The sequence below is a fragment of the Streptomyces sp. NPDC093591 genome, from assembly GCF_044764885.1.
Classification (GTDB): Bacteria; Actinomycetota; Actinomycetes; order Streptomycetales; family Streptomycetaceae; genus Streptomyces.
In genome coordinates, this window is sequence record NZ_JBIWIY010000004.1 from 29,200 (window position 1) to 54,776 (window position 25,577).

Below are 25,577 nucleotides of genomic sequence, written 5' to 3' on the forward strand. Positions count from 1 at the left end.
TCCGTACGAGCCGCGATCCACTGGAGACATGTGAAGCTGACGTGAGCATGACTTCACCCGGGTCCCCTCTGGGGCATCCTCAGGCCTGTACCCATCGGGGATGGGCAGGATCAGTCGGAAGGCTGCAGGGGCCGGGAGGGCCAGTCCAGGAGGCGGGCGCCCAGTGCGGCGGTTTGCAGGATGTACCGCTGGTCGGGGTCGGTGGGGTCGTGGCCGGTGAGTTGGCGGATGCGTCCGAGCCGGTAGGTGACAGTGCGGACGCTCACCCCGAGCCGGCGTGCCGTGGTGGTGTTCAGGCAGCCGCTGGCAAAGAACGCGGTCAGGGTTTCCAACAGTGTCTTGGGCCCGCCGCGTGCACCCTCGAGGCCGCCGAGGACGGTGGCCACCAGGTCGGTGATGGCGGCGCGGTCCCTGCCGAGGACCTGGAAGACGAGCAGGTCGGAAGCGTGCACGCACGTGGCGGTCAGGCAGAGCTGAGTGGCGAGATCGAGGGTGCTCCGTGCCTCCTGGTAGGAGCGGACGATGCCGCTGGGACCGGGTCGGGGGCGGCTGACGGCGATCCTGTACTGCTCGTCGACAGCTTGGCGTACTGCGGTGGCGAAGAAGTCCGCAACATCCGGCACCGCGCCGGGCGACACACACACGAGCAGGCTGTCTTTGGTAGTGATCAGTACGTCCTGCGTACTGAACCGGGCGGCCAGAGCCTCTTCGACATAGCGGGTGGTGTCGTCGCCCGCATCGAAGGGGTTGCCTGCCCGGGCGACCGCCACGCTGTGCGGCCCGACCAGCCGCAGTCCGAACCGTTCGGCCCGCTCGGCAAGGCGCCCGAGGTCGGTTCGGCCGTCGAGGAGGTCGTCGACGAACTCCCGCCGCATCGCTTCTTCGCCTCGGATGGTTGCCCGTTGAGCGGTTTCGTAGCCTTCGGTGAGCGCCATGGTCGCGTCGCCGATCGATCTGATCAAGGCCGAGGCGACTTCCATGACGTCGTCGAATTCGCGAGCCCGCCCGGAGGCCGTGAGGTCGGTCCAGGCGTGGCAGGCTGAGTCGAGGTATTCGGCGACCAGGGACCGAAGGGCCGTTCCGTGGCGTGCCGCCGCGCCGGCCAGCCACCGAAGTGCCTCAAGTTCCCCTTCGGTAAGTCGCCGCTTCTTGAGAGAGGTGCCGACCAGCTGCTTCGCATGGCGGTCCATGTCCGCCATCGAGAACATGCCCTCCGCGTCGGCTGCGGCAACCGGGACGGGCACCGTGGCTCCCGGTGTCGCCGGACGCGGATCTCGGAGAGGCTTTCCCGTCGGCATACTCCCATTTTGCCGAGGGTTGGCAAAGTACGACGGGTCGAGACGGCCGTGTTTGCGCCCGCCCCGCAGGCGTCCAGGTGATCCCCGCGGGTAATGGGTGAGTAAAACGCCCGAGTGGAGAGCCATTCGAACAGGGGGTACTGCGTTGTGCCCCGACACCGTCTTGACACCTCGGCGCCAGGAGGATCATCCAGATCCTCCTGGCGGTATTGGGCTGCCTGCTCGCCACCCCCTCTGTGTCCGCGGCGCAGTCGTCACCGACGGTCTCACGAGGCGGATCGACGACACCATCACGCCGGTCGTCGCCGGTCACCTCAAGGCAGGACTGCGCACCGCCGAGCGGGACGAGCACGAGGCGCTCCTGGTCGAGATGGACACCAGCCCATGGCCCGTCAGGCAGAGGCCGAGCGCGACCGGCGCGCCGAGGTCATCCAGGCCAAGGGCATGTTCGAGACAGCCGCCCAGAGACTCGCGGACGCAGCGCAACGCCTCGACGGCACGCCGCGCCCATGCACCTGCGCCTCCTCTCCGCCATGGCCGAGACCTCCAGCGAGCGGAACTCCACCCGCATCTTCCCCGCCATCGATGGAGGTGCTGCGCAGACCAATCCCGTCGAGCGACCGTGCGCTCCGCGGACGAGTCCCTGTCCCCAGGACACAGGTGATCGGCATGAACCCTCCCATGGACGACCGGCGCATCCTCGCGGAGATGGAACGGCACCTCTCCCGGGACGACCCCGAACTGGCCGCACTGATGGACGCGCTGAACCACCAATTCCCCGACCAGCGCAAGGACATCGAGGGATGTGACGACGCCAGCGGCAGGCGGTTTGACTGGCGGTGGAAAGCAGGCATCGCCTTCGTCATCGTCGCGGTGGTGGGCCTCCTCCTCACAGCGATCCTCACTGCCCCGTCGCGCCCTGCCGACGACAATCACGGACCGCCGAACGGCCGACTTCCAGCCGTGACTGGTCACTCGCAGCGCAGGAGCCCCGGTCCCGGGGCGAGCCGTGGAGCAGCGCCCGCCCGGCAAGGGCGACGAAACCCCGAGCCTCCGAAGGGGGAACCTCATGCGCGCACGTGATCTCGCGCAGGCATACATCACCATCGACAAGGAAGCTGAGGCCCTGGAGGCGGTCGGAGTCCTTGTCGAGCACGATCTGCCCGGGCTGCTGGTGGTCGACTCCGCCGGGCAGCCCTACGCGGCTGTGCCCGCCTGCGACCTGATCAGGGCGCTGGTGCCCGGCTACATCCGTGAGGATCCCGTACTCGCTGAAGTGATCGACGAACAGCATGCTGATCATCTGTGCCAGGCGGTCGCTGGGCGCAAGCTCGTCGACTGCCTCCCGGTGGGCAGGCCGTTGCTTCCCACCGCCGCTCCCGACTGCACCGCCATGGAACTTGCGGAACTGATGGCGCGCACCCGAAGCCCCCTCATCGCGGTGATCGAGCAAGGCGCCACAGGCCAAGGCCGTCTCCTCGGCGTCATCACTGCCGCCCACCTGCTGAGACAGCTCCTTCATAGGTGATGGCCCGCCGACCCGGGAACGCGTTCCCGGTCACCGAAAGGCCGGCTCGATGCTCGGACGCAACCGCAACAACCGCACCTTCCTCGGCCGTCTGCCGCTGCCTGAGCGGACGTTCGTGGCGGACGCCCTGCGCACCGAAACGGTCGGCGGGGTGGTGCTGCTCGCTGCGGCCGCGGTGGCGCTGGTGTGGGCCAACACTCCGTTGAGCGAGGCGTACGAGTCCGTACGGGACTTCCACTTCGGCATCGGGGCCCTGGGGCTGAACCTTTCGGTGGCCCACTGGGCAGCCGACGGACTCCTGTCGATCTTCTTCTTCGTCGCCGGGGCGGAACTCAAACGCGAGCTGGTGGTCGGCGAGCTGCGCCGCCCGGGAACAGCGGCATTGCCCGTGATCGCGGCGGTCAGTGGCATGGCGATACCGGCCCTGGTCTACGGCCTTGTCTCGACCGGCCTGGGCGGCACCTGGAACGGCTGGGCCGTCCCCATGGCCACCGATATCGCCTTCGCCCTGGGCGTCCTGGCGGTGATCGACACCCATCTGCCCTCCGCGCTGCGTGCCTTCCTGCTGACGCTTGCGGTAGCCGACGATCTCGGTGCCATCGTCGTCATCGCTCTCTTCTACACGTCGACGATCAACTTCGCCGCCCTCATCGGCGCCGTCCTCGGCCTGTGGCTTTTCTTCCACCTGCACGACCAACGACGCGTGCACGGCTGGTACTGGTACCTGCCACTCGCCCTGGTCATCTGGGGACTGATGTACAACAGCGGCGTACACGCCACGGTGGCCGGGGTCGCCATGGGGCTGCTGCTGCGCGTGGCGAAGGACGGCGAGAGAGGCCGACGCCCGGCCGAACAGATCGCGCACCTGGTCCGCCCGGTCTCCGCCGGAGTGGCCGTCCCGTTGTTCGCGCTGTTCGCGGCCGGCGTCAGCGTCACCGGCGACACGCCGGGGGCGGTGGTCAGTGAACCGGAACCGCTGGGCGTGGCCGTGGGTCTGGCCGCCGGCAAAGTCCTCGGCGTCTTCGGCGGCTCCTACCTCGCCGTGCGCTTCACCCGGGCCCGGCTCAGCCCGGACCTCGCCTGGGCCGATGTGCTGGCCGTGGCCATGCTGGCCGGCATCGGCTTCACCGTCTCACTGCTCATCGGCGAACTCGCCTACCCCGACCCAGCGGACCTTGAGCAGATCAAGGCCGGCGTCCTCCTCGGCTCGCTGGCTTCCGCGCTCCTGGCCTGTGTGCTGCTGCGGCTGCGGAACAACAAGTACCGACGGCTGTACGAGGAGGAGAACCTCGACGCCAACGCCGACGGTGTCCCCGACATCGATCAGGAGAGGTGACCGCCCATGTTCAGGACGGCGACACCCGTCGGCCCTCGCCCTCGGCGAGTGACACTTGCAGTGGGCAGTCACCCTGCTGGTCCGATCCCGCACAGCCCGGCGCATCGGCTCCGACGGAGTGGTGTCCGCCCGGTTCGCAGGAGAAGGCCATGAACAGTTCGGTACGCATGGGACGCGTTCTCGGGGTGCCGCTGCGCATCCACTGGACCGTGCCCCTGCTGGTGATGCTCTTCGGCTACAGCCTGGGCAGTCAGACGCTCCCGGCCACGGCTCCGGACCAGTCGAACGCCACGTACACCATTGCCGGCCTGGCCGGTGCCGTGCTGCTCCTCGCCAGCCTCTTGGCCCACGAGGCCGCCCACGCGGTCACCGCCCGCAGGAGGGACATCAAGGTCCAGAGCATCACGCTGTGGGCCCTGGGCGGGATCACCGACATGGGCCGGCCACGCACAGCCGGAGGAGCTTTCTGGGTAGCCGTGAGCGGGCCGTTCGCCAGCCTGGTCATCGGTGCCGCGGCCCTCGGCGCGGGCATCGGGCTCGACGGCGTGGCCGACTGGGCGGCAGTGCCCGCAGCCGTGCTGCTCTGGCTCGGCTGGGTGAATCTCGTCCTGTGCGTGTTCAACCTGCTGCCGGCCGCGCCGCTCGACGGTGGACGGGTGGTGCTGGCGCTGGTGTGGTGGCGTACCGGGGACCGTGACCGTGCCGAGCGAGCGGCCGCACGTGCCGGGCAGGCCCTCGGGATCCTGTTGATCGCCGGCGGAGGGATCGCCGTGATGCGAGGCGGCCTGGCCGGTCTGTGGCTGGCGGTCATCGGCTTCTTCGTCCTGATCGTCGCCAGTGCGGAACACCAGCGCGCCCGGCTGGCCCCGGCTCTGCGCGGAATGCGCGCGGCGGAGGCCATGTCGAGTCCCGTGGAGACGTACCCGGACTGGCTGACCGTGCAGCGCTGCGTCGATGAGGTGGCCTTGCGAACCCGGCACTCGACCCTGGTCCTGACCGACTTCGAGGGGCGCCCCAGCGGTGTGCTCCACCTCCCGCGGCTCGCGCGGATGCCCGCGCCGCAGCGGGAGGCGCTGCGCGTACGCGAGGTGGCGACGCCATGGGCGCGGTGCACCACCTGCGCACCGGACGACTTCCTGCACGACGTGCTCGAACGGCTCTCCCCGGGCACCGGCCTGCCCATCCTCGTCACCGAAGGGCAGCATGTGGTGGGCATCGTCACCACACGTGATGTCTCACGGATCGTCCAGCGCCATACGCTCCGCGGCAAGGAGAACCACTGACAGCCGCAAGGGGTGGCGAGACTCCGCGACGGCGGCGGGCAGGGACCGGTCGGCGCGGCGCCTTGCCCCCGTGTTGCTCATCGACGGTGCGCACGGAGGTGCCGAAGGCATCGGCGTGCGAGCCTGCACAGCCCGCGCAGGGGATGCAGGGCAGTAGTGCCGTCCGCCCGGGAGGACACCTGTCGAGCGACGAGCGGCGCAACGGGGATGAGGTCGCGGGTGCCATCGATCTCCCACATGCACACGGGCCGGCCCCCGGTCCCTGTCGACCAGTCGACGTGGACGGAGAACGGCCGCGGCGGGTCGCTGGGCAGTTCTACGGCCAGCACCATGGCGTCCCTGCGGCGCCGCCGCTGCGAAGCCACGACTTTCCCGTCGACGAGGAGCTCGACGACGCCCGACGCCCCGCCCGTCTGAACCGAGACCGAATGCCCGTCCCGATCGAGGTGGAAGCGCTGGCTGCTGGCCATGAAGCACCTCCTGACGTCACCGAGACTCAATGACCGCCGGGCGCCGCAGCCGACCTCGGTGGCGGTTCGACCCAGACGGCCTCGGACCGTCCCAACCCAGACGGGGCAGGAGCATCGTTCAAGGACGTGTCCGCCCGGCCGGGTTCTTCGAGGTGACGCTGCGCGCCGAGCTGACCGGCACCTGTTGCGGCACGTACTGCTCGCAGTGTGGGTTGTGGCAGGGGCCTGCGGTCCAGACGGGCACGAAGATGCCCATGGTCTTGTGCCGTTCCACCACGGTTTCCACCGGCTGCTTGCACGAGCGGCAGACATGTCCGGACGGCGATGTCACTCCACGCTTCTGCTCGCTGTTCATAACCGGCATTTTACTGTCCTTTTAGGGTATTTTGGGATCCTTTTGTCTGGGTAGTCCGGCACTGCACCCGGCTCTCGCCGACGGCAGCACCTCCGCCCGGAGGTCACCTGTCATCAGGCGGTTCGGCGGCGTTCTGTGCACCGGTCGGCGGCTCCGGATCGGTTTCGCGAGAGGAGTGCTCTGCGGGAGTGGAGCCGATGGGCAAGCCGTTGTCCGCTTGGGGTCGGCCGTCGGCATGACTGGATGGCGGGGGGAGCAGCATGCTGAGCCCGACAGAGACGGCCAGGACGGTGGCGATGACGGCGAGGCTGAGAAGCGAGGGGATTTCGGGGACGGCGGTGCTGATCGTTTTGTGGGACGCCTGCAGGATGAGTTTGACGCCGATGAAGGCGAGGATGAGCGCCAGGCCCTTGCTCAGGTAGTGGAAGCGGTCGAGCAGGCCGGCGAGCATGAAGTACAGGGCGCGCAGGCCGAGGATGGCGAAGGCGTTGCTGGTGTAGACGATGAAGGCGTCGCTGCTGACGGCCAGCACTGCGGGCACACTGTCGACGGCGAAGACGAGGTCGGCGGCCTCGATGGCGGCAACGACGGCGAGCAGGGGGGTGGCAACGCGTTTCCCGGCTTCCTTGACGAAGAAGTGAGTACCCGCGTAGTCGTCCCGTACGGGGATGATCTTACGGAGGAGCTTGACGGCGATGCTCTTGCCGGGGTCGAAGCTGTCGTCTTCCTCTTTGAGGATCTTGTACGTGCTGTAGAAGAGGACGGCGGCGAAGGCGAAGAGGACGGCGGTGAAGCGGCTGACCACGGCCACACCTGCGGCGAGGAAGATACCGCGGAAGATCAGGGCGCCGAGAACTCCGAGAAACAGTACGCGGTGCTGGTAGGCGCGGGGCACCTTGAAGTAGCCGAAGATCAGCGCGAAGACGAAGAGGTTGTCGACCGACAGGCTCTTCTCCAGCAGCCACGCGGTGGTGTACTCCACCCCGGCGGTCGTCCCGACCACGAGGAAGACGACGGCGCCGAAGATGATCGCGAGTCCCACCCAGACCCCGCTCCAGGCGGTGGCCTCCCGGAAGCCGATGACGTGTGCCTCCCGGTGCGCGAGCAGATCGACCGCCAACGACACGAGCACGGTGACGGCGAACACCATCCACAGCCAGAACGGCACGTCATGCACAGGTCGGACCCCTTGAAGCGTGATCGACCAGCAGCCTTCTTCCGAGTCTGGAGCATGCGAGGGCGGTTGTCTCCCCGGTCCAGGTGCACGCTCGGTGATCCCTCGGCGCTGAGGACGAAGACCGCGCCGGAGATCGGATACCGGGCGCTGTAGAGGCCCACCACTTACGGAAGGTCAGGTGCCCGGGGAGAGAGCTTCCCCGCAGGATTCGCCACGTCGGACAGGCCCTAGCGGAGCCCAGTCAGGCGGTCTTCGACGACGTTCTCGAGCTTGTCGCGTTGTTCCTTGTTCGCGAGCGCGATCAGCCTGGTCTCGACATGCGGAGGCAGGTCCTTGATGCCGAGGTTGACGCCGGACTGGTGCGAGTGGTCGATGAAGGTCAGCAACGCCATCGCCCCGGACATGTCCACGTAGGTCACGTCCTTCAGGCTCAGGGACAGGTGCGACCGGTCGCCGCGAAGGGTGGTGAAGACGTGGTCAACGGACAGGAACGACAGCGGCCCGTCGATGCGGTAGTTGTCGGACCCGTCATGGACGACCGAGGCTTTCCGCCGGCGCGACTTCATGACGTGGACCATGAGCGCGAGGGCGACGCCGACGGCGACCGCCACGGTCAGGTCGACGAGGACAGTGATGATCATGGTCGCGAACATCACCACAACGTCGCCCCTCGGGGAGACATGCGCCTTGCGCAGGCTCTCCCAGTCGAACATGCCGACCGCGGTCAGGATCAGGATCCCGGACAGCACCGCGAGGGGAATGTATTGCACGACGGCCCCGAGGCCGACCACGAGGGCAAGGAGAATGACGCTGTGGGTGGCCGCCGAGAGCGCGGTGCGGCCGCCGCTTCTGACATTGACCACGGACCTGACGGTCGCGCCGGCGCTGGCCAGGCCGCCGAACAGTCCACTGACGGCGTTGCCGATTCCCTGGCCGATCAGCTCCTTGTTGCTGCGATGCCGGTTGCCGGTGATGTTGTCCATGACGACCGAGGTCAGCAGCGAGTCGATGGAGCCCAGCAGGGCGATGCTGAGCGCGGGCAGAACGAGAGTGAGGAGCACCGACCCACCGACGTCAGGGACGGTGATCGAGGGTATCGACTCCGGGATCTTCCCTATGTAGTCGATCGCCGTGTTGAGCGGGACCGGTCCGACGCGCACGTCCTGCAGCAGCGAGTCCGTGAGTCGCAAGGCCAAGGTCATGACCACGAGCGCGATCAGACTCGCCGGAATCGATCTGATCACTCGCGTGGCTACGAGCATGAGCAGGATCGTGCCCGCCACCACAAGGAAGCTGCTCTGCACCTGGTCCAGTTCGCCCAGGATGATGATCAGTGCGATGCCGCCCATGAAACCCGACACCACGGGGTGGGGTATGTAGCGGATGAACGATCCGAGCCTGCACAGCCCGAACAGGATCTGGAACCCGCCGGCCATGATGAACGCGAGGAACGCCCCCTCGAGCCCGTGTGCGGCGATCACCCCGGTGGCGACCACGGTGATGGGGCCGGTGGGGCCGGTCACCTGGGCGGGCGTACCACCAAACACTGCTGCGAAGAATCCGGCGAAGATCGCGCCGTACAGTCCGACCAGCGCACCCTCGGAAGTGCCGGTTGCCGTGATGCCGAAGGCTATGGCCAGCGGCAAAGCCACGATGGCAACGGTCAGGCCGGAAAGAATCTCGCGTGCGATGCGCTGGAACATCAGCCCCTACTTCGGTCGACGGCACACTGAACGCGCCCCCCATCGGGGGGCGTGTTGCCGACCAGGCTTCCCGGCGCTCCGCCCGTAAAGATGCCGTATGGATTGCATAAAGGCAAGACCAAAGCTCTCCATATGGGATTTGCTGACGTTTCATCAGCAATCATCGTCGGCGCACTTGAACTCTGTTACGCGATCAGTGGCCACCGAGGACAGACAGCCGGCTCCCAGTGCGACGCGCTCGAACTGACGTGGACGTTCACCGGTCGCTCCGCGCACCTCCGGCCGGAGTGCCCTCGTCAGTCGTGATCGTGGGCCGCACACACCTCAAGTAGGTGTCGAGGGAGGAAGTCTGGTGCGCCGAGAAGGTGCTGCAACCTGTACCCGCGGCAAGGACATGGTGTGGCGAAGGCGTGCATGCCAGCATCCGGTGGTGCAGCCGTTAGAGGTCATGACACGTATTTGCTACGACAGTCGCCTTCCGCAGCGCCGGAGCGCCGGCTCTTCGTCGGCTTCCCCTCCTCGGCGCCCGGACCGGCTCGTTGAGATCGTTCTCTTCGCCGGCGGACAGAATGTGGTCGGGCGGCTGCGTTTCCGAGTCTGCCCCGAGTGCCGCACAGGCCGGATCCTCGACATCTGGATCAGTGATTCGCGGCAGCGGGAGGGGCTGGGACGCGAGGCCCTCCACATCCTGCTCAACTTGCACCCGGACCACCAGTGGAGCACCACGCAGCAGTCGGGGCCCGGGCGGTCCTTCTTTTCGGCAATGTCCCAGGAGATGGGCACTGATTTCCCTTCCGCAGGCCCGCTCTGTCCCCATCTGCGGGGATGGATCAGGAGAATCTCGCCCGGTCGGAGGCCTGAGGGGGAAGGGTACGGCGGGCAGTCCCGACCCACGACCCGGACGCACAGGCCGCCCCGGTACCGGAGACAACGTGTCCGCGAAGAACCGCCAGTTGAGGGTGCTGTCCGTCCTACCCTTCGCCATGATGGGCACGGTCGCGGCGGTCGACGTTGCCGTCGGTCCGACCGTGGGTTTCCTGCCGTTGGTGGCGGTGGGACCGGCCTTCGCCCCACTGGTGGGCGACTGGCGGCGCACAGTGTGCATCGGAGTGATCGCATTGCTGCTCTGCGTCGGACTGAGCCTGTACGACAACCTGTTCACGCGCGGCGCGGCTACATGACCCTCGGGAAGCGGAGCTGGAAAGTGTCCGTTCGATCGCCGAGGCGGCCCGACGGGTGGTGCTCAAACCGGTGCCCCACCTGGCCGGACAACTACGTGCGGCCGTCTCGTACATGTCCGCCGTGGCCGAGGCCCGCATCGGAGGCGACCTGTACGAAGTGGTCGCCGCACCGCAGGGCGTGCGGGTGATCGTGGGCGACGTACAGGGCAAGTGGCTGGAAGCGGTGGAGACCGCTGCCCTGGCCCTCGGGGCCTTTCGCGAATCGGCCCTGGACGAGACGGACTTGACGCAGGTGGGGCGCAGACTGGAACGGTCCGTCACGCGGCAGTTGGACGGCGAGAAGTCCGTCACCGCGATCCTCGCCGAGGTGAGGGATCGCGAGGTCACGTTCCTCAACTACGGCCATCCCGCACCCCTGTTGATCCGCGCCGACGGAACTGTGGCGCTGCCCGAGCCCCCTTCTTACGCGCTGCCGTTGGGACTCAGCGCTCACGGCGCGGCAGAACCGGAGCCGTTCCACACGGACTTCCTCCCAGGTGACCAACTGCTGCTGTACACAGACGGAGTCACTGAGGCCCGCGACTGCACAGGCCGCTTCCATCCGCTCGCCGAACGCGCACACCTGCTGAAGGAACGTGACTCGGAAACGGCGCTGGAGACCCTGCGGCAGGACCTGCTCCAGCATGTTGACGGTCCCCTCCACGACGACGCCACCATGCTGCTGCTCCGCTACCGTTGACGTGACCCGCCTCGGGCCGAGACTGATCAGGGCTACCACCACCGCGAAAGCATCAGCTTGCCATCCCGTCTGCCGCTATCCGGTGAGTAGTGGGGCCACGGGAGATACGTGGCCCGGCCCGGTCAGTGACTCGGGGGATGCCGACGGCGCCCCCGGGTGGAATAACGGGTGCTGCGGCGTCGGCGTAGCCCGTCGCCGACCTCCCCAATGGCGACCAACAGCGCGGCGGAGGCCGCGCACGCCACGAGGGAGGCAGGCTGTTCCAGGACCTTGCCCAGGAGCCACAAGGCCAGGGCCAGCAGCATCCACCAGGCGGTAACCGACCAGACGAAGCGCCGCCAACGACGCGTGTCCGTCACGGCGCGACCTTCGAGGTCCGTAGCGCGGCAGCCGCCGCCAGCGCGCATCCGGCCACCGCTACCGCGCCGGCCGTCGCCGTTGCTGCCAAGGTGACCGAGGGCGGGGCGTCGGCAAGGCGAGGGATCGTGTTGAGCGGGGCTGCTGCCCACAGGCAGAGCAAGGCCCATCCGCGCGGTCGGGCTGGCGCAAGACGGACCTGCAGGCGGTGCGGTATCTGCCCTGTGAGCAGTGCCAGCCCGGCCGGAAGCAGGGTGAGGGAGGAGACGGCGAGGCCGATCCAGTGCCAGATCATCGGGTTGCGAACGCTCTTTCGTCGAGGCAGGGCGGTGGGGTCAGCTGCGGTGGCCGGCGACAGCCATGATCAGTCCGGCCGTCAGTGTGCCAAGGCCAATGACCAGGACGGGAAAGCCGGGGCCGGGCGAGACGTACATGGCTGTCCCGGCCGCCGTGAGCACGGCACCGATTGCCGTCACTGCAGTGCCGATGCGTCCTTCGGGCATAGCGTTCCTCATCGTATGGGCGGAAGTAGGACGCCAAAGGCAGTGTGCGGCCTGGTGCACGAGATGGCGCTGCGGGCTCCGTTGGCGAGCACCCGGGCCATTGCGGCGAGTCCTGTATGTGGCCGGCCGAGTGGCCGCGACGGCCATCGCCGGGAGGTCTTTCGCGAACGCCACTGCCGCCGACTGCTGCCCGGCCTGCGTAGCGATGCGGTGGCCATCGACACCACCCACCCTGCCCGGGAGCCACCGCCGATGCCGGTGGTGGGCAAGTGGAGGGCGACCGTTCGCGGCCGGTTCACGTTCCGGCTGCTCCCGGTCGCTGCCTGCTGAGTGGACCGAAACCAACGCCGACAGACGGACAAGTACTGGTCAGCGCAGGGCCGATCCCTCCCACTGGCATGGCGAACGGGCCCGTGCTCACCAAGGCGCGAGGTGAGCACGGGCCCGTTCAGGAGCCGGGCCGCGGGGGCGGTCAGACGGTGGTCTTCACCGACTCCTGGTCATCGTCGCCGTCGGCGATCTCGCCGGCCTTGCGGGCTCGGACGAACTCCAGGAAGGAGTTGAGCTCGCGCTTGACGACCGGGGCGAGGAGGTACAGGCCGATGATGTTGAAGACCGACAGCAGGAAGAGCGCGGAGTCGCCGAGGCTGATCAGCGAGTCGAGGGACATCAGGGCGCCCAGGACCACGAACAGGCTCCAGACGGCCTTGAAGACGGTCTCGCTGGTCTTGCTGTTGCCGAACAGGTACGACCAGGCCTTGAGGCCGTAGTAGCCCCAGGTCAGGATCGTGGAGAAGGCGAACAGCAGTACCGCGACGGTGAGCACGGCCGGGAACCAGGGCAGTACGGTCTCGAAGGCGTCGGAGGTGATGGTGACGCCGCCGATCTCCTTGCCCTCGCGGGCATCGCCCCAGCTGGCCGGGTTGGCGATGACGATGGTCAGCGCGGTCATGGTGCAGATGACGACCGTGTCGATGAACGGCTCCAGCAGGGCGACCAGACCCTCGCTCGCGGGGTGGTTGGTCTTGACCGCGGAGTGGGCGATCGGGGCGGAGCCCAGGCCGGCCTCGTTGGAGAACGCGGCGCGCTGGAAGCCGACGATCAGGGCACCGAGCACACCGCCGGCGACGCCGTCGGCCTCGAAGGCGCCCTGCAGGATCTCCTGGAAGGCGTCCGGCACTTGAGTGACGTTGCCCAGGATGACGACGAGGCAGGCCACGATGTAGATGCCGGCCATCGCGGGCACCAGCCGGCTGGTGACCGAGGCGATGGAGCGGATGCCGCCGAGCAACACGAGACCGACCAGCGCGGAGACGACCAGGCCGAAGAGGACGGCACCGGCGGAGGAGGCCAGGAAGCCGTCATCGCCGCCGAAGGTCGAGGAGATCTGCGCGTAGCTCTGGTTGGTCTGGAAGAGGTTGCCGCCGAACAGGCCGAAGAAGAGGATCATGATCGAGGCGAAGACGGCGAGCACCTTGCCCAGCTTGGCGCCGTTGCTGCCGAACCGGTCCTTGAGGCCCTTGGGCAGGTAGTGCATCGGGCCGCCGGAGACGGTGCCGTCGGCGTGCACCTCGCGGTACTTCACACCGAGGGTCACCTCGACGAACTTGGTGGCCATGCCGAGCAAGCCGCACAGGATCATCCAGAACGTGGCGCCGGGGCCGCCCCAGGAGACGGCGACGGCCACACCGGCGATGTTGCCCAGGCCGACCGTGCCGGAGACGGCGGCGGTCAGCGCCTGGAAGTGGTTGACCTCACCGGCCGACCCCTTCTCGTCGTACTTCCCGCGCACCACGTCGACCGCGAGTCTGAACTTACGCAGCTGCACGAACCCGAACCAGCCGGTGAAGACCAGGCCGGCTACGACGAGCCAGGCGACGATGAGTGGCAGTTCCGTTCCGCCGACGGGAACGGCGTAGAAGACGACGTTCTCCAGCCACTCGGCTATGGGCTCGAAGAAATCGCTGACAGCTTCGTCTACGGACTGGGTGACGGAGTCGAGTGACACTGTGGCTACCTCGCTGGCGCGGGACCGGGACACGGGGATCGGTGCCGCCGGTTGATGAGCGGTCTCCGAACGGACAACGGTGTCCATTCGGTGACTGAGGGCACGCGGTCCATGGACGCGGACCGTGATCATCCTGGTCGGAACTGCCGGTGCATACCGACTGCTCCGCACAGCGGCGTGGGATGGCGCCACCTGCGGAGTTGCGTAGTTCTACCACGGCCTTTACTGACTCTTTAGTGACCCAAATCACATGACCGTCAGTAATCCCCGAAAATGCCAGCGAGCGATATCGGACCGTTATCCGGCGACCGAGATCCGTTCAACGGACATCTATAGCTGCACGCTGCTCTGTCACCGTCTCCATGGGGCAAATGGATGTCGAAGGCGCGCAGCGCAGCTGCCTCTGGGCTGTTGGACGTCGGCCGGCCTGGGCAGCGGGGCGCTGGGAGACCATCGCCAGCGCGCCGTTCGCCGCACCCTCCGTGCCGACGCGTATGCGGCGGCCAATAGCTAGGCCAGGTTGACCGTCACGCGGATCGTCAGTGAGCGATGCGTCATGCCCTACTTGAGGTAGACGACACCGTCCGTCGTGATGGCGGGCCGCCCCGAAGTACCGACGACCACGATCTTGATCGTGTGTTTGGCACTCGTGGACCAGGTCTTGGCCCAGATCGCGTCACGGTACTTCGTCGTAGACGACTTCAAGTCAACCGTCGCAGCCTTCGTGCCGTCGATGTACACGTACGCCTGACCCGAGGTGGAGGCTCGGGAGACCACCCAGGCCACCGAACGGCCGGTGAGGGTCCACGTCAGTGAGGCGTTCTTGGACGAGCTGGAGTAGGACTTGCCCCCCAGGTAGCTGGTGGAGGACTTGGTCGTCCAGGTGCCGGACTTGGTAGCCGCCGACTCCTGCAGGATGACCGGGGTACCGGACACGGAGGCCGCCCCGGTGTTGCCTGCCTGGCCGTACGCCGTCATGGACCAGGTCGTCGCGGTGCCGGACTTGCCGGTGCGGTTCGCGCCGGTCGTCGTCGGGCCGTACGTCGCCGTAGCTGGCGCTGTCAGCCTGACCTCCTTCAGCGCGGCGTTGTCGGCGGCCTTCCAACTCAGCTTCAGCGGAACCGCCGTGGTGTTCACCGTTCCGGTGCGCAGGGCGAGGTTCGGCTTGGTGGTGAACGTCGGGGCAGTGGTCTCCGCGACGACCGTGACGGCCGGGGAGATGGCGGTCTTGCCTGACTGGTGCGTGGAGCGGACCTGCACCTTGTGGGTGCCCGCGCCCAGCGTTGCCTTGGCGGAGGTGGCGCTGCCCGCGACCGCGGCCGCGGTCTTGCCGTCGACCAGCAGCTCGTACTTCGAGATCAGTGACGACGGTGTGGTGGCCGCCCAGCTCACCGTGATGCCGGCCCTGGTGTAGTACGTCGTACCCGACAGTCCCGCGCCGGTGACGGACTTGATCGCGAGCCCGGTGACCGGCCCGGCGGCCCAGCTGCGAATCGTGTCCTCTGGCTCCTGGTGCCCGTACTGCAACATCGCCCGGCGCTCCCTCCAGCAGCACCACGACGCCATCACCGCACGCGGCGCCCGCCTCGTGGCCGTCTCCCCGCCGATCCCCGACGAGTCCCTGACCCTGACCGAGAAGCACGGCCTGGCCTTCGACGTCCTCAGCGACATCGGCTCCGGCACCGCCAAGAGTTACGGCCTCGCCTTCGACCTCCCCGACGACCTCGCCGCCGTCTACGACAAGCTCGGCTTCGACCTCCAGCGCGTCAACGACGGCCACCCGCGAACCCTCCCACTGCCCGCCACCTACGTCATCGACCGGGCTGGCGTGATCCGCTGGGCCTTCGTCAACACCGACTACACCACCCGCGCCGAACCGGTCTACATCCTGGCAACCCTCGACTCACTGGGCTGATCACGCCGCACTGCGTGAGCCGTCTGCGGACGAGGCCGTCACCTCACAAGTGGCACGGATTGCCGCACTCGGGTTAACCCGAACCGCCGTCAGGCGCGGGCGAGTTCGGCGGCACCGAAGGAGACGTCGAAGCGGTCGCACCAGATGCTCACGCTGGAGTAGCGGGACGGATCGACGTCGGCGGGCACGGTGTAGTTCTGGCTTCCCTTGTTGCCCTTGAGTTTGCCGAGGCTGACGTATTCGCCGTCGTCGAAGAGGTGCCAGCCGGCCTTCCCCTGCTTCACCGGCGCGTCGGTCAGCCATACCCGCAGGTCCGGGCCGTTGCTGGTGTCGAGGTTCTCCAGCCGGACGACATGGGAGCCGTCGGCGAGCCGTACGAGCTTCACCGTGCCCGAGGTCGTGTGCTCGTGGCTGATCAGCTCGCCGCCGGCCAGCGTCTTCGGGGCGGGCGCCGGGGAGGAGGACGCGGAAGGCTCCGTCGTGGGCGCAGCGGCGGTCTGCACGGCCCCGGGCAGTGCCTCCTGCACGGTCTCGTCCTGCCACAGCTTCCACGGCTGGAACCAGTACAGCCCGAAGCCGGCACCGGCGACAGCCACCGCCAGCACCCCGATGATCAGCGGCCTGCCCACTGCCTTCCGCACACGTCCCATTCCCGCCTCGTTTCCTGAGAGTCCTGTCGCTCCCCCATTCAACGGGGCGGGCGGCCGTCGTGTGTCCCGAGAGAGATGACGGAACCCTTACGTCGCCGGCGCGAGGGGCGAACGTATGACCATGCCCATTCGTCCGGAGTGACGGACTTGCGAGCCGCCGTCCCGTCGCCGCGAACCTGTCACCGCGCCCGGTCCCGGCACCGCGGCGGATTGGTTAGACCGTGATGGCAGTGCCGTCGAAACAGCTGAGGGTGAAGACAGCGTCTTCCAGGATGACTTCCTTCGCCTCGCGCAGGACGCCGATGGCGACCTCCTCGCCCAGTCGCACCAGCTTCGGTGTAGTCGGTGGCGTCAGTGCACGCCGGCCATGTTGCGGCCGGTGGCGATGTTGGCGTGTGAACACCTCCTCACCGACCTCCTCACCGACCTCCGGCTGAGTGCCGGGGAGGCGGCGCCGCCGTTTCCCGGTGGGGGGCTCGTGCGGTGTGGGTCAGGCGGTAGGAGCGTACGACCGCGACCAGGCAACCGGCGGCCAAGGCCGCGGCCCAGCCGCCCAGGGCCCGCAAAGGCCCGCCTGCGGACGCTCCCGGCTCCACACCGCGCGGTGGCACGCGCCCCTTGGGGTCGTACACGACGGCCAGCGCGTCGCCGGCTCGTGTGGTTTGTCCGCAGCCGCGCCAGATGCGGACCTCCAACTGCACACCATCCCGGCCGGCCACCGAGCACAGGTAGCGGCCGCGGCTGGACACGGCCGCCGGACCGCCCTCGACCGACGTCACCACCACGGACTCCACCCGTCCCCGCTCCGCCAGCACCAGGCCCGCCGCCGCCTGCGGCGCCTGGAACGCCAGGCACACACCGAGCACGGCGACGAGACCGATCAGCGCCCGGCCCGCCCGCACCAGGACGAGATAGAGGACGAGCGCCGCCGCGCAGACCAGGCCGGCCGTACCCTCCGCCAGCACGGGCAGCCCGTACCAGGCGCCGACGACCGTGACGCCGACGATGACCCCCACCCCAAGAGCTCCCGCGAGGAGCCCCTCACCGACCAGCCACCACGGTGGCAGGCCGACGAACTCCGCCGGACCCCAGACCGTGGAGCGCAGATGCGCCCTCAGGGCGAGCTCGGACGCGGGCAGGGGGCGGCCCGGTCGGCGCATGCGCATGTCCACCTCAAGCGTCGTTCCGAATCCCGGCCATGGCCTCGCATCCTGCCGCCACGAGCGGATGATCCGCACTGCCCGCGGCAGGACACACAGCTGCGGCCTCAGTTGCCGGGATCGGGCAGCAGGCCGCTTTCACAATTCCCTTGCATTATGCAAAACGTGCGGGCTGCGGAGAAGTGACGCCGGGATAGGTGGCCCACACCGCGTCAGGCGTCACGCGCCACAGGGACGTCGACCGCCCAGCCGAGCGGGGGCGGTTCCGCATCGTCCAAGGCCGGGGCAGGGGGCTCTCCTCCGGCCTCGTTGAAAGCAGCGAGGGCCTCGATGAGCGCCAGCCGCTGCGTCGGCGTGAGCCGTTCGACGATCGCAGCGATCTCGGCGCGGCGCCGGGCGGTGACGTCCGCGACTGCGCGCCGTCCCTCCTCGGTGAGCTGTAGCAGGGTCTCGCGGCGGTTGTCGGGGTTCGCCTTGCGGTCGGCGAGCCCGGCCGCGATCAGCCGGTCGACCATCCGCATCGCCGTGGACGGCGCCACCTGCAGCAGGTCGGCGAGCGCAACCAGCTTGGTGGCCCCGCGCGTGGACAGCACTACCAGCATCCGGAACTGCGGGAGCGTCACCCGCTCCTCGACCTCGGCCAGCGACCGGGCCGAGACCGCCACCAGCAGGCGCGACGCGGTCAGCACCGCCCGGGTGACTGCATCAACATCGTCCGTGGCCCCTGCAGGCATCTCTCGCTCCGGCATGCGTCCTTTCTACCGTGCTGAACTCCCTGCTCACTCACCCGGCGGGGGCAGGTGACGGTGTTCATGACCGTGGTAACGCAACAGGAGCATCGCGGCGTCGTCATGGTGCGGCCCGGCGGCATGCTGGACCAGGTCCTCACGCAGCGCCTCCAACGCGCGGTGCGCGTCGGGATCCTTCAGCAGGTGCGCGCGCTCGTCGAGCGGATAGAAGCGGCCGGCCTCGTCACGGGCCTCGGTGACCCCGTCGGTGTACAGCAGCAGTTGCTCCCCCGGCGCGAAACCCACCCGGTAGGGCTTGGGACCCTCACCGCCGTGGGCGCCCAGGCCCAGCGGGAGGGAACAGGAGGGCGGCTGCGGGAAGTCGGCACTGCCGTCACGGCGTACGAGCATCGGGGCAGGGTGGCCGTAGTTGAGGAGGACTACCTCCTGTTCCGAGCCGATCTCCGCGAGGATCGCGGTGACGAACTTCTCTCCCTCCAACTCCCGGTCCACACTGCGTTCCAGGCGCTCGCCGAGCCCCACCAGGTCCGGCTCGTCGTGGGCGGCCTCCCGGAAGGCGCCGAGCACGACGGCGGCCGTCTCCACCGCGGCCAGACCCTTGCCCTGCACGTCCCCGACGATCACGCGTATGCCGTGCGGGGAGGCCACCACCTCGTACAGGTCACCGCCGATGCGTGCCTCGGCGACCGCCGAGGTGTACGACACCGCCGCCTGCAGCGGCCCCGCCGTCAGCGGCACCGGGCGCAGCAGCACCCGCTGCGCGACCTCCGCGATCGACCGCACGCTGGCCAGCTCCGCCTCCCGGCGCGAGCGCATCACGGCCGCCGCGATACCGATGCCGGTCACGCCCGCCACCGACCCCATGGCCGCGAAGCCCCGGCGTTCCTGGAACAACCCGTTGTAGAGGCCGAGCCCCACGCACAGCAGTAGCGCCGCCACGCCGATCAGGGCGGTGCGGCGCCATCCGCCCAGCAGGCCGGCGAAGGCGGGCCCGAGCGACACCAGGGGCAAGAGCCCCACCCCGGGCCCGGCCACGACGTCCACGACCGCGACCCCCGCCATCGCCATGACCGGCATGCCCGACAACACCCTCGAGCTCGATGGCGGCTTCTTCGCGGTCATGGCGTACTCCAGCGGTGTCACAACACTGGAGAGCCGCCCGGTCCAGGCGCCCCTCCCCCGCCTTTAGACTATGCAAAGGTGACTTTGACGCGACGGCTCCCACCCTGACCCTTTACCCAATCGAGGCATGGGGCCGACTTCCACCGACCGCGGAAGGCCACCATGGCGCACTCAGACACCGCACCACACCGCCCTCGACTCCCTGCCGGATGGCGACGCCTGGCCCTGCGACTACCGATCATGCTCTTTCGGGCAGGGCTGGGGCGCCTCTTCGGGAAACGCCTGGTCCTGCTGCACCACATGGGCCGCGTCAGCGGCCTCGACCACATGACGGTCCTCGAAGCTGTGTCGTATGACCCGACGGGTGCGAGCTGGATCGTGGCCTCCGGTTTCGGAGTGAAGGCCGACTGGTACCAGAACCTGCGCGCCCGGCCGAAGACCCTCATCCAGTTCGGAAACCGCTACCACGCCGTCACCGCCCGCTTCCTCCCGCCCGACGAAGGCGCCGAGATCATGGCCGACTACGCACGCCGGCGTCCGCGGACGGCCCGCCGCCTGTGCGCGTTCATGGGCTTTCCCGTCGACGGCGGCGAGGCGTCGTTCCGCGAGGCGGGGCGGGCGATTCCCTTCGTACGGCTCGACGCCGCGGAGGGTCAACACCGGCACGGCCGCGAACGCGCGTGACGCCCCGGACCGGACCGACCGTCCGGGGCGCCGGGCCGCGGCGGCCGCTTTCCCTTACACCGCGGCGATGCCCTCCATGCCGGACTCGGCGAAGGCGGGCAGTCCGGTGGCGGTGGTGACCTTGGTGAGCGAGCCGTCCTGCCCTATGCGGAAGCCGTCGACCGTGCCGGAGACGGCGTTCTGCACGTACAGGAACCTCTCGTCCGCCGTCACCGCCAGATCGATGACACCCTGGGACTTCGCCGACGGCGGCGTGGCGATCCCGACGTCATTGGTGAGCACGAGCCTGCCGCGGCCGTCGGTGCGGTAGCCGGTGACGGTGGAGTTGCCGGTGTTGCCGCCGTAGACGAAGTCACCGGCGCGCTCCAACCAGCACAGAGTGTCCTGGCCGTTGGCCAGCGGTTGCTGCACGACCTTGAGGCGGCCGTCGGCGCGCACCTTGTAGGTGCTCACCGTGGACTTGGCAGCCTCGGCCACCAGCATCCGCCCGGACCTGTCGAAGGTAACGGCGAACGGCACCTCTCCGGCCGACTCGTTGACCACCGGCCGAGGCGCGGGGCTTCCGTCACGCTTCATCGGGAACACTTCGATGCTGTTCGCGGACTTGGTGGTGACGACCAGCGCACGACCGTCAGGGGTGAAGGCGACCTGGCCCGGCGAACTGCTGAAGAGCGGCACCTTTTCGTTGTCCAGTCCGAGGGAGCGTTGCGACCCTCGCAGCGGCTTCAGCCCCTCGGCCGTGATGCGGAAGCCCTGGACACTGCCCTCTTCCCCGGCGTTCATGACGTACGCGAGGCTGCCGTACACAGCGATCGAGGACGGGAAGTCCCCGCCGGAGTCCACCACTTGGCGGTCCGTCAGCCTATGGCCTTCGACCCTGAACGAGGTCACGGTGCCGCTACCCGCGTTGACGGCCAGCAGCCGTCCTGATCGGTCGTCGTAGACGAGCGATCCCTGTGAGGCGAGGGAGTCGGTCGGCGCGTCGACCTGGTCGCCGCCCTTGCCGCCGGTCGCGTGGCGGCCCGCGGCGGTCAGTTTGCCGTCGTCGCCGCGCTTGAAGACGTGGATCGTGTTGCCGTCGAGCTCGTTACCTTGGACGAAGACGGCGTGGTCGGCCCCGGCACCCCCCGCCCCTGCGTATGGGCGAGCGGTCTGCCCCGCCGAGGCGACGGTCACCGTCGTGGCGGCCGCCGCAGCGGCGAGGATCCCGGCTCCGGCGACCGTGAGCCTGACCTGTAACGGGGACTTACGCCTTGTGTGCCTGCTCATGCGTTGCTCCTCGGACCTCCTGCAGCCACCACTGGCCGGTGGCTGACAGCACCAGAGTTGTCCGTGGGGCCGGTGAGGCCAGGCACTTTCGCGACGGCGTCAGGTTCTCGTAAGGTCTGCGGGCCTCATCACTTGGCACGCCGTGCGGCGACCAGCGTGTGCAGCGCACGTCGACGCGGGAGCTGAGGACGCACGGGACACACATGGGCCGTCGGCGGGCTCCCCTCTCGTCTCGACCGCTTCACCGACCGTGCCGGAAGCGAAGCGATGTACACCGGCTCTCGCGGCAGTTTGCCGTCGGGGCCTCGCCGCTGAGGTCGCCAGCTGCTCACGAAGCTCTGTCGGACGTGGCTTCCCGCCGTGCCCGGCGGAGCTCTCTGACGGTGAAAGCACCTGCAGTTGCTGTCGCACCCAGCGGCAGGACCGGGAGCAGTGCCCCAATGCCCCACGAAATGAGACCTGTGTCCACGACTTCGTAGCTGCCCCACGGTTTCTGTGCGGCCCGGATGGTCTGGCCCTCGCGGCCGTCGTACTGGACCTTCACGGTGTGCGTGATCGTGGTGTCCAGTTGAGGGCCGCTGCAAACGGTGTGGCTCCCTCCGCGTCCGCCCCCTTCAAGGTGGCACTCTGTGAACCGGACCTCCACAGCGTTTCCCAGCAGATCCAAGCGCGCGAGCCCGGTGATCACCGTCCACGCTGTCGCTGCGGCGCACAGCAACGTGAGAGTGCTGTAGCCGACGATTGCTCGTCCCCGCCCCTTTGCCATATGCCCAGCATGCCGGTCTCTGCGGTCACGTTGGCGGCAGTCAGGTGACATCCCGACATTGCCGCCCGGCGCAGGCTGCGGGGAAGAGGTCAGTCGTGCGGCTTCTTCACAGCTTCACAAGCCGCAGAGACCCCGATGTGGGGACCATGGCGCCCCTCGCCTGCCACCCTGCGACAGCGCCTCCGGGGCGTCGCGTTCCGGGCAGCTCGGCTCGGACGGCTTGCACTCCGTTCTCGGCCGCGGACGACCGGGCGGGATCAGTCCTGCGTCGCGCTAGAGCCGACGGCCCCAACCGCACCGCGTCCAGCAGGCCATGAACAGCACACATGCCGGAGTCCGGCAGTGGGCGGACTTCCAGAGTGCGCGTCAAGGACGTGCCAGCGACGCGTTGAGCGCCTGTAAGGTTTCGTACTGGTTGCCCGGGAAGCCTGGTCGGCGATCTTGAGAGAAGAGTCACCGTCGATCGGAGGGCTGATCAATGGCTGCCGGCGTCAGTGCGATAGGCCGCGGTATCGCTGAGCCGCGGCCAACAGCCCATCTGGCTTCTGGCAGTTCGCCAATCACGTCGTGATCGTGGCCACCTTGCTGTGGCACGCTCGGCCAGACATGTGAGGCTCCGCCCCTTCGCCCTCGCCTGACCCGGAGGTGTCGTACAACATGGTCGTGTTCCCCCAGCCCACGCGAAGGGTTCCGCGTCCGGGACACATGATCGTGTGTGGTGACGATGCGCTCGCCGAGCGGCTGGCCGACGAACTCACCACGGTGTACCGGGAACGGGTCACCCTCGTCGTTCCGAACGCGCAACGCACCGGTGTCGCAGCTGGATGGGCGCGCGCTTCGGTCCTGCTCGACCGGATGCAGGCGGCCATGAACGGTGGCGACGGGGAACTCGGTGCACCCCACGTGGTCGAGGCGACTGCGCTCGACGAGGCCACCCTGGCCGAGGCGGGCGTGCGCGAGGCCGCCGCGTTGGCCCTGGTGCATGACGACGACGAGACCAACATCCGCGCCGCGCTGGCCGCCCGTCGGCTCAACCCCCGGCTGCGCCTGGTCATCCGGCTCTACAACCGCAAGCTCGGCCAGCATCTCGAGCAACTCCTCGACCAGGCCGCTGCACTCGCCGTCCCCGGCCTGGACCCGGAAGCCCTGGACACCTCCACCACCATCCTGTCCGACGCCGACACGGCAGCCCCCGCCCTCGCGGCCACCGCCGTCGCCGGTACCAGCAAGGTCGTCCAGGCGGACGGACTGCTGCTGCGCGCCGTGGAGCGCACGCCGCCGGGCCACGGCCACGTGGCCGATCCCGGCCTCTGCACGCTCGCGTTGCTGTCGTCGACCACCAACGACCCGGCGGGCGCGGAGGGTTCGGACGCCAGCGGCCAGGAGGGACCGATGCTTCTGCCCGACGACGACACGGTTGCCACCGCCACGGGACAGGGCATGGTGGTCCTCGAAACCGTCGCGCACACGGGATCCGCTCCCCCGACAAGCCGCCTTGCCGGGCGCGGGGTTCCGCTGGGCTCGTTGTTCTCGCGCCGGCTGCGCTGGTCGCTGGCCGGGCTGGTGGGCTGTGTGCTGGGCCTGGCGGTCGCGAGCTGGCTGACCGGTGACGACCATCCCCTGCACGCCGCCTACCTCACCCTGCTCGACCTCTTCGCGATCAATGACCCAGCCCTCGGCAAGTCCACTTCCCGCCAGGTACTCCAACTCCTCGCCGGCCTGGCTGGACTGCTGCTCCTGCCCGTCCTGCTCGCAGCCGTCCTTGAAGCGCTGGGCACCTTCCGCACGGCCTCCACGCTGCGCCGCCCGCCGCGCGGCATGTCCGGCCACGTCGTCCTGCTCGGCCTCGGCAAGGTGGGCACCCGCGTGCTGGCACGGCTGAGGGAGCTTGAGATTCCCGTGGTGTGCGTGGAGGAGGACCCCGAGGCGCGCGGCATCCCGCTGGCCCGCCGGCTGCGCATGCCAGTCGTTCTCGGGGACGTCACCCAGGAGGGGGTCCTGGAAGCCGCCAAGGTCCACCGCGCGCACGCCCTGCTGGCCCTGACCAGCAACGACACCACGAACTTGGAAGCGGCCCTGTACGCCCGCTCCGTCAAGCCCGACCTGCGAGTGGCACTGCGCCTGTACGACGACGAGTTCGCCGCGGCCGTCTACCGCACCCTGCGCGCCGCCCACCCCCGGGCCCTGACCCGCAGCCGCAGCGTCTCCACGCTGGCGGCTCCCGCCTTCGCCGGAGCCATGATGGGCCGCCAGATCCTGGGCGCCATCCCGGTCGAACGTCGCGTGCTGCTCTTCGCCGCCCTCGACGTCGCCGGGCATCCACAGCTCGAAGGACGCACGATCGCAGAGTCGTTCCGGCCGGGCGCCTGGCGCGTCATCGCCCTGGACACCGCAGAACCGGGCGAGCGACTGCCCGATCTCGCCGCCGCCCCGGCGCACGACGGCACCGACCGTCCCGCCGGACTCATATGGGATCTCCATCCCGGATACCTCCTGCGGCCCCAGGACCGGGTGGTGCTCGCCACGACCCGGCAGGGGCTGGCCGAGCTCCTCGGCCGGCAGCCGCAGCTCCGGGCGCGGCCTGCGGACACGTAGCCGCAGCCCTGTGGTCGCTCGCCCGGCCGGGGCCTCATGTTGTTCTCTGCCGGTCGATCAGCATCACCCGGGTGTCCAGCGCCGCACCGCCCGCGGCTGCGTCTCCGGTCGTGACGAGACGGTTTCGGGTTGTCGGGTCAGCCGAGCCCGCCGGCCTTGAGCACCACGGTCAGGTACGCGCAGAGGCCCACCACCTGTGCGAGGAACGCCATCACGGTGTGGACGGCGAGATGGTGGCGTGGACCGCCCCCCAGACAAGCGCGGGCCGCCGGGCTCACTCGGGGTCGGTGCCTCGGCGACTTGTCCCGCGTCTGCCGTTCGAGGGCCACGCGCAGGGCACGCCGCCCCGCGGCGGTGGTGACACCGAGCCGTACGCCGTGCACGTCGCGGACGAGCAGGGTGCGCTGCTGAACACCGCCGTACGTGAATGTCGTCCACAGCCGGACCGAGGTGATCCGGTCCAGGTCGATCGAGCGCGGGCCGGTCAGGGTGCGCGCGGTCATCACAGTCGCCGAACGGCGCGCCGGAGGACGTTCCTGGCAGAGGTCGGGCAGGAGCACCCATGCGGCGAGGCCGGCCACCAACCCAGGTGCCGTGGCCCATGGGCTTCCCCCGGTGAGGCGACTGAGCACGAGGGGAAGCACCGCCAGCGATGCCACCGTGCCCGCGACCGCGCGGGCACGTCGGCGGACGATGACCGCGGCGGGTGCGGGGTCGGCGCTCCGCATC

At 68.9% G+C, this 25,577-nt stretch carries 21 protein-coding genes and 3 pseudogenes; 8 read left to right on the top strand and 16 right to left on the bottom strand.

Going from position 1 to position 25,577, the window contains the following annotated elements:
* Positions 1-110: 110 nt before the first annotated feature.
* Positions 111-1,199 carry a PucR family transcriptional regulator gene (locus ACIREI_RS09590; protein ID WP_403329562.1) on the bottom strand — a complete coding sequence of 363 codons (1,089 nt, stop codon included), beginning with the start codon at positions 1,197-1,199 and terminating at the stop codon, positions 111-113.
* Between the two features lie 780 nt (positions 1,200-1,979).
* On the opposite strand from ACIREI_RS09590, the gene ACIREI_RS09595 reads away from it, so the two are divergent.
* The 4 genes from ACIREI_RS09595 to ACIREI_RS09610 all read left to right on the top strand — a co-directional run bounded on the left by ACIREI_RS09595 (position 1,980) and on the right by ACIREI_RS09610 (position 5,445).
* Positions 1,980-2,381, top strand: a complete 402-nt coding sequence (locus tag ACIREI_RS09595; RefSeq protein ID WP_403329565.1) for a DUF3040 domain-containing protein — start codon at positions 1,980-1,982, stop codon at positions 2,379-2,381.
* On the top strand, positions 2,368-2,826 hold the full coding sequence (locus ACIREI_RS09600; RefSeq protein WP_403329567.1) for a CBS domain-containing protein: 459 nt from the start codon (positions 2,368-2,370) through the stop codon (positions 2,824-2,826). Before ACIREI_RS09595 ends, ACIREI_RS09600 begins: the two co-directional genes overlap by 14 nt.
* A gap of 49 nt (positions 2,827-2,875) precedes the next feature.
* Positions 2,876-4,162 carry a Na+/H+ antiporter NhaA gene (nhaA, locus tag ACIREI_RS09605; protein ID WP_403329569.1) on the top strand — a complete coding sequence of 429 codons (1,287 nt, stop codon included), beginning with the start codon at positions 2,876-2,878 and terminating at the stop codon, positions 4,160-4,162.
* 149 nt (positions 4,163-4,311) lie between these two features.
* The gene (locus ACIREI_RS09610; RefSeq protein ID WP_403329571.1) at positions 4,312-5,445 is read left to right on the top strand and encodes a site-2 protease family protein; all 1,134 of its coding nucleotides are present in this window, start codon (positions 4,312-4,314) and stop codon (positions 5,443-5,445) included.
* A 77-nt stretch (positions 5,446-5,522) separates the two neighbouring features.
* Here the strand turns inward: ACIREI_RS09610 and ACIREI_RS09615 are convergent, their stop codons facing one another.
* From ACIREI_RS09615 to ACIREI_RS09630, 4 genes are all read right to left on the bottom strand, one after another.
* Entirely contained in the window at positions 5,523-5,915 is a 393-nt protein-coding gene (locus ACIREI_RS09615) for a hypothetical protein (protein ID WP_403329574.1), read from the bottom strand.
* A gap of 118 nt (positions 5,916-6,033) precedes the next feature.
* Positions 6,034-6,270: a hypothetical protein gene (locus tag ACIREI_RS09620; RefSeq protein WP_403329577.1), complete on the bottom strand. Its 237-nt coding sequence runs from the start codon at positions 6,268-6,270 to the stop codon at positions 6,034-6,036.
* Between the two features lie 103 nt (positions 6,271-6,373).
* A complete protein-coding gene (locus ACIREI_RS09625) occupies positions 6,374-7,447 on the bottom strand; it encodes a TerC family protein (RefSeq protein WP_403329580.1) in 1,074 nt (357 codons plus the stop codon).
* A gap of 227 nt (positions 7,448-7,674) precedes the next feature.
* On the bottom strand, positions 7,675-9,150 hold the full coding sequence (locus ACIREI_RS09630) for a SulP family inorganic anion transporter (protein ID WP_403329583.1): 1,476 nt from the start codon (positions 9,148-9,150) through the stop codon (positions 7,675-7,677).
* 983 nt (positions 9,151-10,133) lie between these two features.
* Between ACIREI_RS09630 and ACIREI_RS09635 the strand changes: the two are divergent.
* A pseudogene (locus ACIREI_RS09635) lies at positions 10,134-11,070 on the top strand (PP2C family protein-serine/threonine phosphatase).
* A gap of 122 nt (positions 11,071-11,192) precedes the next feature.
* On the opposite strand, the gene ACIREI_RS09640 reads toward ACIREI_RS09635, so the two are convergent.
* The 5 genes and pseudogenes from ACIREI_RS09640 to ACIREI_RS09660 all read right to left on the bottom strand — a co-directional run.
* Positions 11,193-11,429, bottom strand: coding sequence for a hypothetical protein (locus ACIREI_RS09640; RefSeq protein ID WP_403329586.1), 237 nt, complete (start codon positions 11,427-11,429; stop codon positions 11,193-11,195).
* Complete coding sequence (locus ACIREI_RS09645; protein ID WP_403329588.1) at positions 11,426-11,722, bottom strand: hypothetical protein; 297 nt, start codon at positions 11,720-11,722, stop codon at positions 11,426-11,428. The genes ACIREI_RS09640 and ACIREI_RS09645 overlap by 4 nt, the downstream gene beginning before the upstream one ends.
* A gap of 40 nt (positions 11,723-11,762) precedes the next feature.
* Positions 11,763-11,930 (bottom strand): hypothetical protein, encoded by a 168-nt coding sequence (locus ACIREI_RS09650; RefSeq protein WP_403329591.1) that lies wholly within the window; start codon positions 11,928-11,930, stop codon positions 11,763-11,765.
* Between the two features lie 472 nt (positions 11,931-12,402).
* Positions 12,403-13,938 (bottom strand): alanine/glycine:cation symporter family protein, encoded by a 1,536-nt coding sequence (locus ACIREI_RS09655; protein WP_403329594.1) that lies wholly within the window; start codon positions 13,936-13,938, stop codon positions 12,403-12,405.
* 561 nt (positions 13,939-14,499) lie between these two features.
* Positions 14,500-15,432: pseudogene (locus ACIREI_RS09660) on the bottom strand (N-acetylmuramoyl-L-alanine amidase); the annotation flags it as partial.
* A gap of 10 nt (positions 15,433-15,442) precedes the next feature.
* Here ACIREI_RS09660 and ACIREI_RS09665 point away from each other — a divergent pair.
* A pseudogene (locus ACIREI_RS09665) lies at positions 15,443-15,853 on the top strand (peroxiredoxin-like family protein); the annotation flags it as partial.
* 89 nt (positions 15,854-15,942) lie between these two features.
* Here ACIREI_RS09665 and ACIREI_RS09670 read toward each other — a convergent pair.
* The 4 genes from ACIREI_RS09670 to ACIREI_RS09685 form a co-directional block, all read right to left on the bottom strand.
* Entirely contained in the window at positions 15,943-16,503 is a 561-nt protein-coding gene (locus ACIREI_RS09670) for a DM13 domain-containing protein (RefSeq protein WP_403329597.1), read from the bottom strand.
* Between the two features lie 419 nt (positions 16,504-16,922).
* A complete protein-coding gene (locus ACIREI_RS09675; protein WP_403329600.1) occupies positions 16,923-17,663 on the bottom strand; it encodes a hypothetical protein in 741 nt (246 codons plus the stop codon).
* 212 nt (positions 17,664-17,875) lie between these two features.
* On the bottom strand, positions 17,876-18,412 hold the full coding sequence (locus tag ACIREI_RS09680; protein WP_403329603.1) for a MarR family winged helix-turn-helix transcriptional regulator: 537 nt from the start codon (positions 18,410-18,412) through the stop codon (positions 17,876-17,878).
* Positions 18,413-18,442: 30 nt separating this feature from the next.
* Entirely contained in the window at positions 18,443-19,534 is a 1,092-nt protein-coding gene (locus ACIREI_RS09685) for a PP2C family protein-serine/threonine phosphatase (RefSeq protein WP_403329606.1), read from the bottom strand.
* Between the two features lie 162 nt (positions 19,535-19,696).
* Here ACIREI_RS09685 and ACIREI_RS09690 point away from each other — a divergent pair, with 162 nt between their 5' ends.
* The gene (locus tag ACIREI_RS09690; RefSeq protein ID WP_403329609.1) at positions 19,697-20,218 is read left to right on the top strand and encodes a nitroreductase family deazaflavin-dependent oxidoreductase; all 522 of its coding nucleotides are present in this window, start codon (positions 19,697-19,699) and stop codon (positions 20,216-20,218) included.
* Positions 20,219-20,272: 54 nt separating this feature from the next.
* On the opposite strand, the gene ACIREI_RS09695 is transcribed toward ACIREI_RS09690, so the two are convergent.
* Positions 20,273-21,487, bottom strand: a complete 1,215-nt coding sequence (locus ACIREI_RS09695) for a lactonase family protein (RefSeq protein ID WP_403329612.1) — start codon at positions 21,485-21,487, stop codon at positions 20,273-20,275.
* Between the two features lie 1,471 nt (positions 21,488-22,958).
* Between ACIREI_RS09695 and ACIREI_RS09700 the strand changes: the two genes are divergently transcribed.
* On the top strand, positions 22,959-24,848 hold the full coding sequence (locus ACIREI_RS09700; protein WP_403329615.1) for an NAD-binding protein: 1,890 nt from the start codon (positions 22,959-22,961) through the stop codon (positions 24,846-24,848).
* A 137-nt stretch (positions 24,849-24,985) separates the two neighbouring features.
* On the opposite strand, the gene ACIREI_RS09705 is transcribed toward ACIREI_RS09700, so the two are convergent.
* A complete protein-coding gene (locus ACIREI_RS09705; RefSeq protein ID WP_403329617.1) occupies positions 24,986-25,576 on the bottom strand; it encodes a hypothetical protein in 591 nt (196 codons plus the stop codon).
* Between the last annotated feature and the right edge of the window lies 1 nt (position 25,577).

Bases quoted from the DNA above. Each gene is read 5' to 3' on its own strand.
- ACIREI_RS09590 (WP_403329562.1), bottom strand. From the start codon at position 1,199: ATGGCGGACATGGACCGCCATGCGAAGCAGCTGGTCGGCACCTCTCTC.
- ACIREI_RS09595 (WP_403329565.1), top strand. From the start codon at position 1,980: ATGGACGACCGGCGCATCCTCGCGGAGATGGAACGGCACCTCTCCCGG.
- ACIREI_RS09600 (WP_403329567.1), top strand. From the start codon at position 2,368: ATGCGCGCACGTGATCTCGCGCAGGCATACATCACCATCGACAAGGAA.
- nhaA (WP_403329569.1), top strand. From the start codon at position 2,876: ATGCTCGGACGCAACCGCAACAACCGCACCTTCCTCGGCCGTCTGCCG.
- ACIREI_RS09610 (WP_403329571.1), top strand. From the start codon at position 4,312: ATGAACAGTTCGGTACGCATGGGACGCGTTCTCGGGGTGCCGCTGCGC.
- ACIREI_RS09615 (WP_403329574.1), bottom strand. From the start codon at position 5,915: ATGGCCAGCAGCCAGCGCTTCCACCTCGATCGGGACGGGCATTCGGTC.
- ACIREI_RS09620 (WP_403329577.1), bottom strand. From the start codon at position 6,270: ATGAACAGCGAGCAGAAGCGTGGAGTGACATCGCCGTCCGGACATGTC.
- ACIREI_RS09630 (WP_403329583.1), bottom strand. From the start codon at position 9,150: ATGTTCCAGCGCATCGCACGCGAGATTCTTTCCGGCCTGACCGTTGCC.
- ACIREI_RS09645 (WP_403329588.1), bottom strand. From the start codon at position 11,722: ATGATCTGGCACTGGATCGGCCTCGCCGTCTCCTCCCTCACCCTGCTT.
- ACIREI_RS09650 (WP_403329591.1), bottom strand. From the start codon at position 11,930: ATGCCCGAAGGACGCATCGGCACTGCAGTGACGGCAATCGGTGCCGTG.
- ACIREI_RS09670 (WP_403329597.1), bottom strand. From the start codon at position 16,503: ATGGGACGTGTGCGGAAGGCAGTGGGCAGGCCGCTGATCATCGGGGTG.
- ACIREI_RS09675 (WP_403329600.1), bottom strand. From the start codon at position 17,663: ATGCGCCGACCGGGCCGCCCCCTGCCCGCGTCCGAGCTCGCCCTGAGG.
- ACIREI_RS09680 (WP_403329603.1), bottom strand. From the start codon at position 18,412: ATGCCGGAGCGAGAGATGCCTGCAGGGGCCACGGACGATGTTGATGCA.
- ACIREI_RS09685 (WP_403329606.1), bottom strand. From the start codon at position 19,534: ATGACCGCGAAGAAGCCGCCATCGAGCTCGAGGGTGTTGTCGGGCATG.
- ACIREI_RS09690 (WP_403329609.1), top strand. From the start codon at position 19,697: ATGGCGCACTCAGACACCGCACCACACCGCCCTCGACTCCCTGCCGGA.
- ACIREI_RS09695 (WP_403329612.1), bottom strand. From the start codon at position 21,487: ATGAGCAGGCACACAAGGCGTAAGTCCCCGTTACAGGTCAGGCTCACG.
- ACIREI_RS09700 (WP_403329615.1), top strand. From the start codon at position 22,959: ATGATCGTGTGTGGTGACGATGCGCTCGCCGAGCGGCTGGCCGACGAA.
- ACIREI_RS09705 (WP_403329617.1), bottom strand. From the start codon at position 25,576: ATGCGGAGCGCCGACCCCGCACCCGCCGCGGTCATCGTCCGCCGACGT.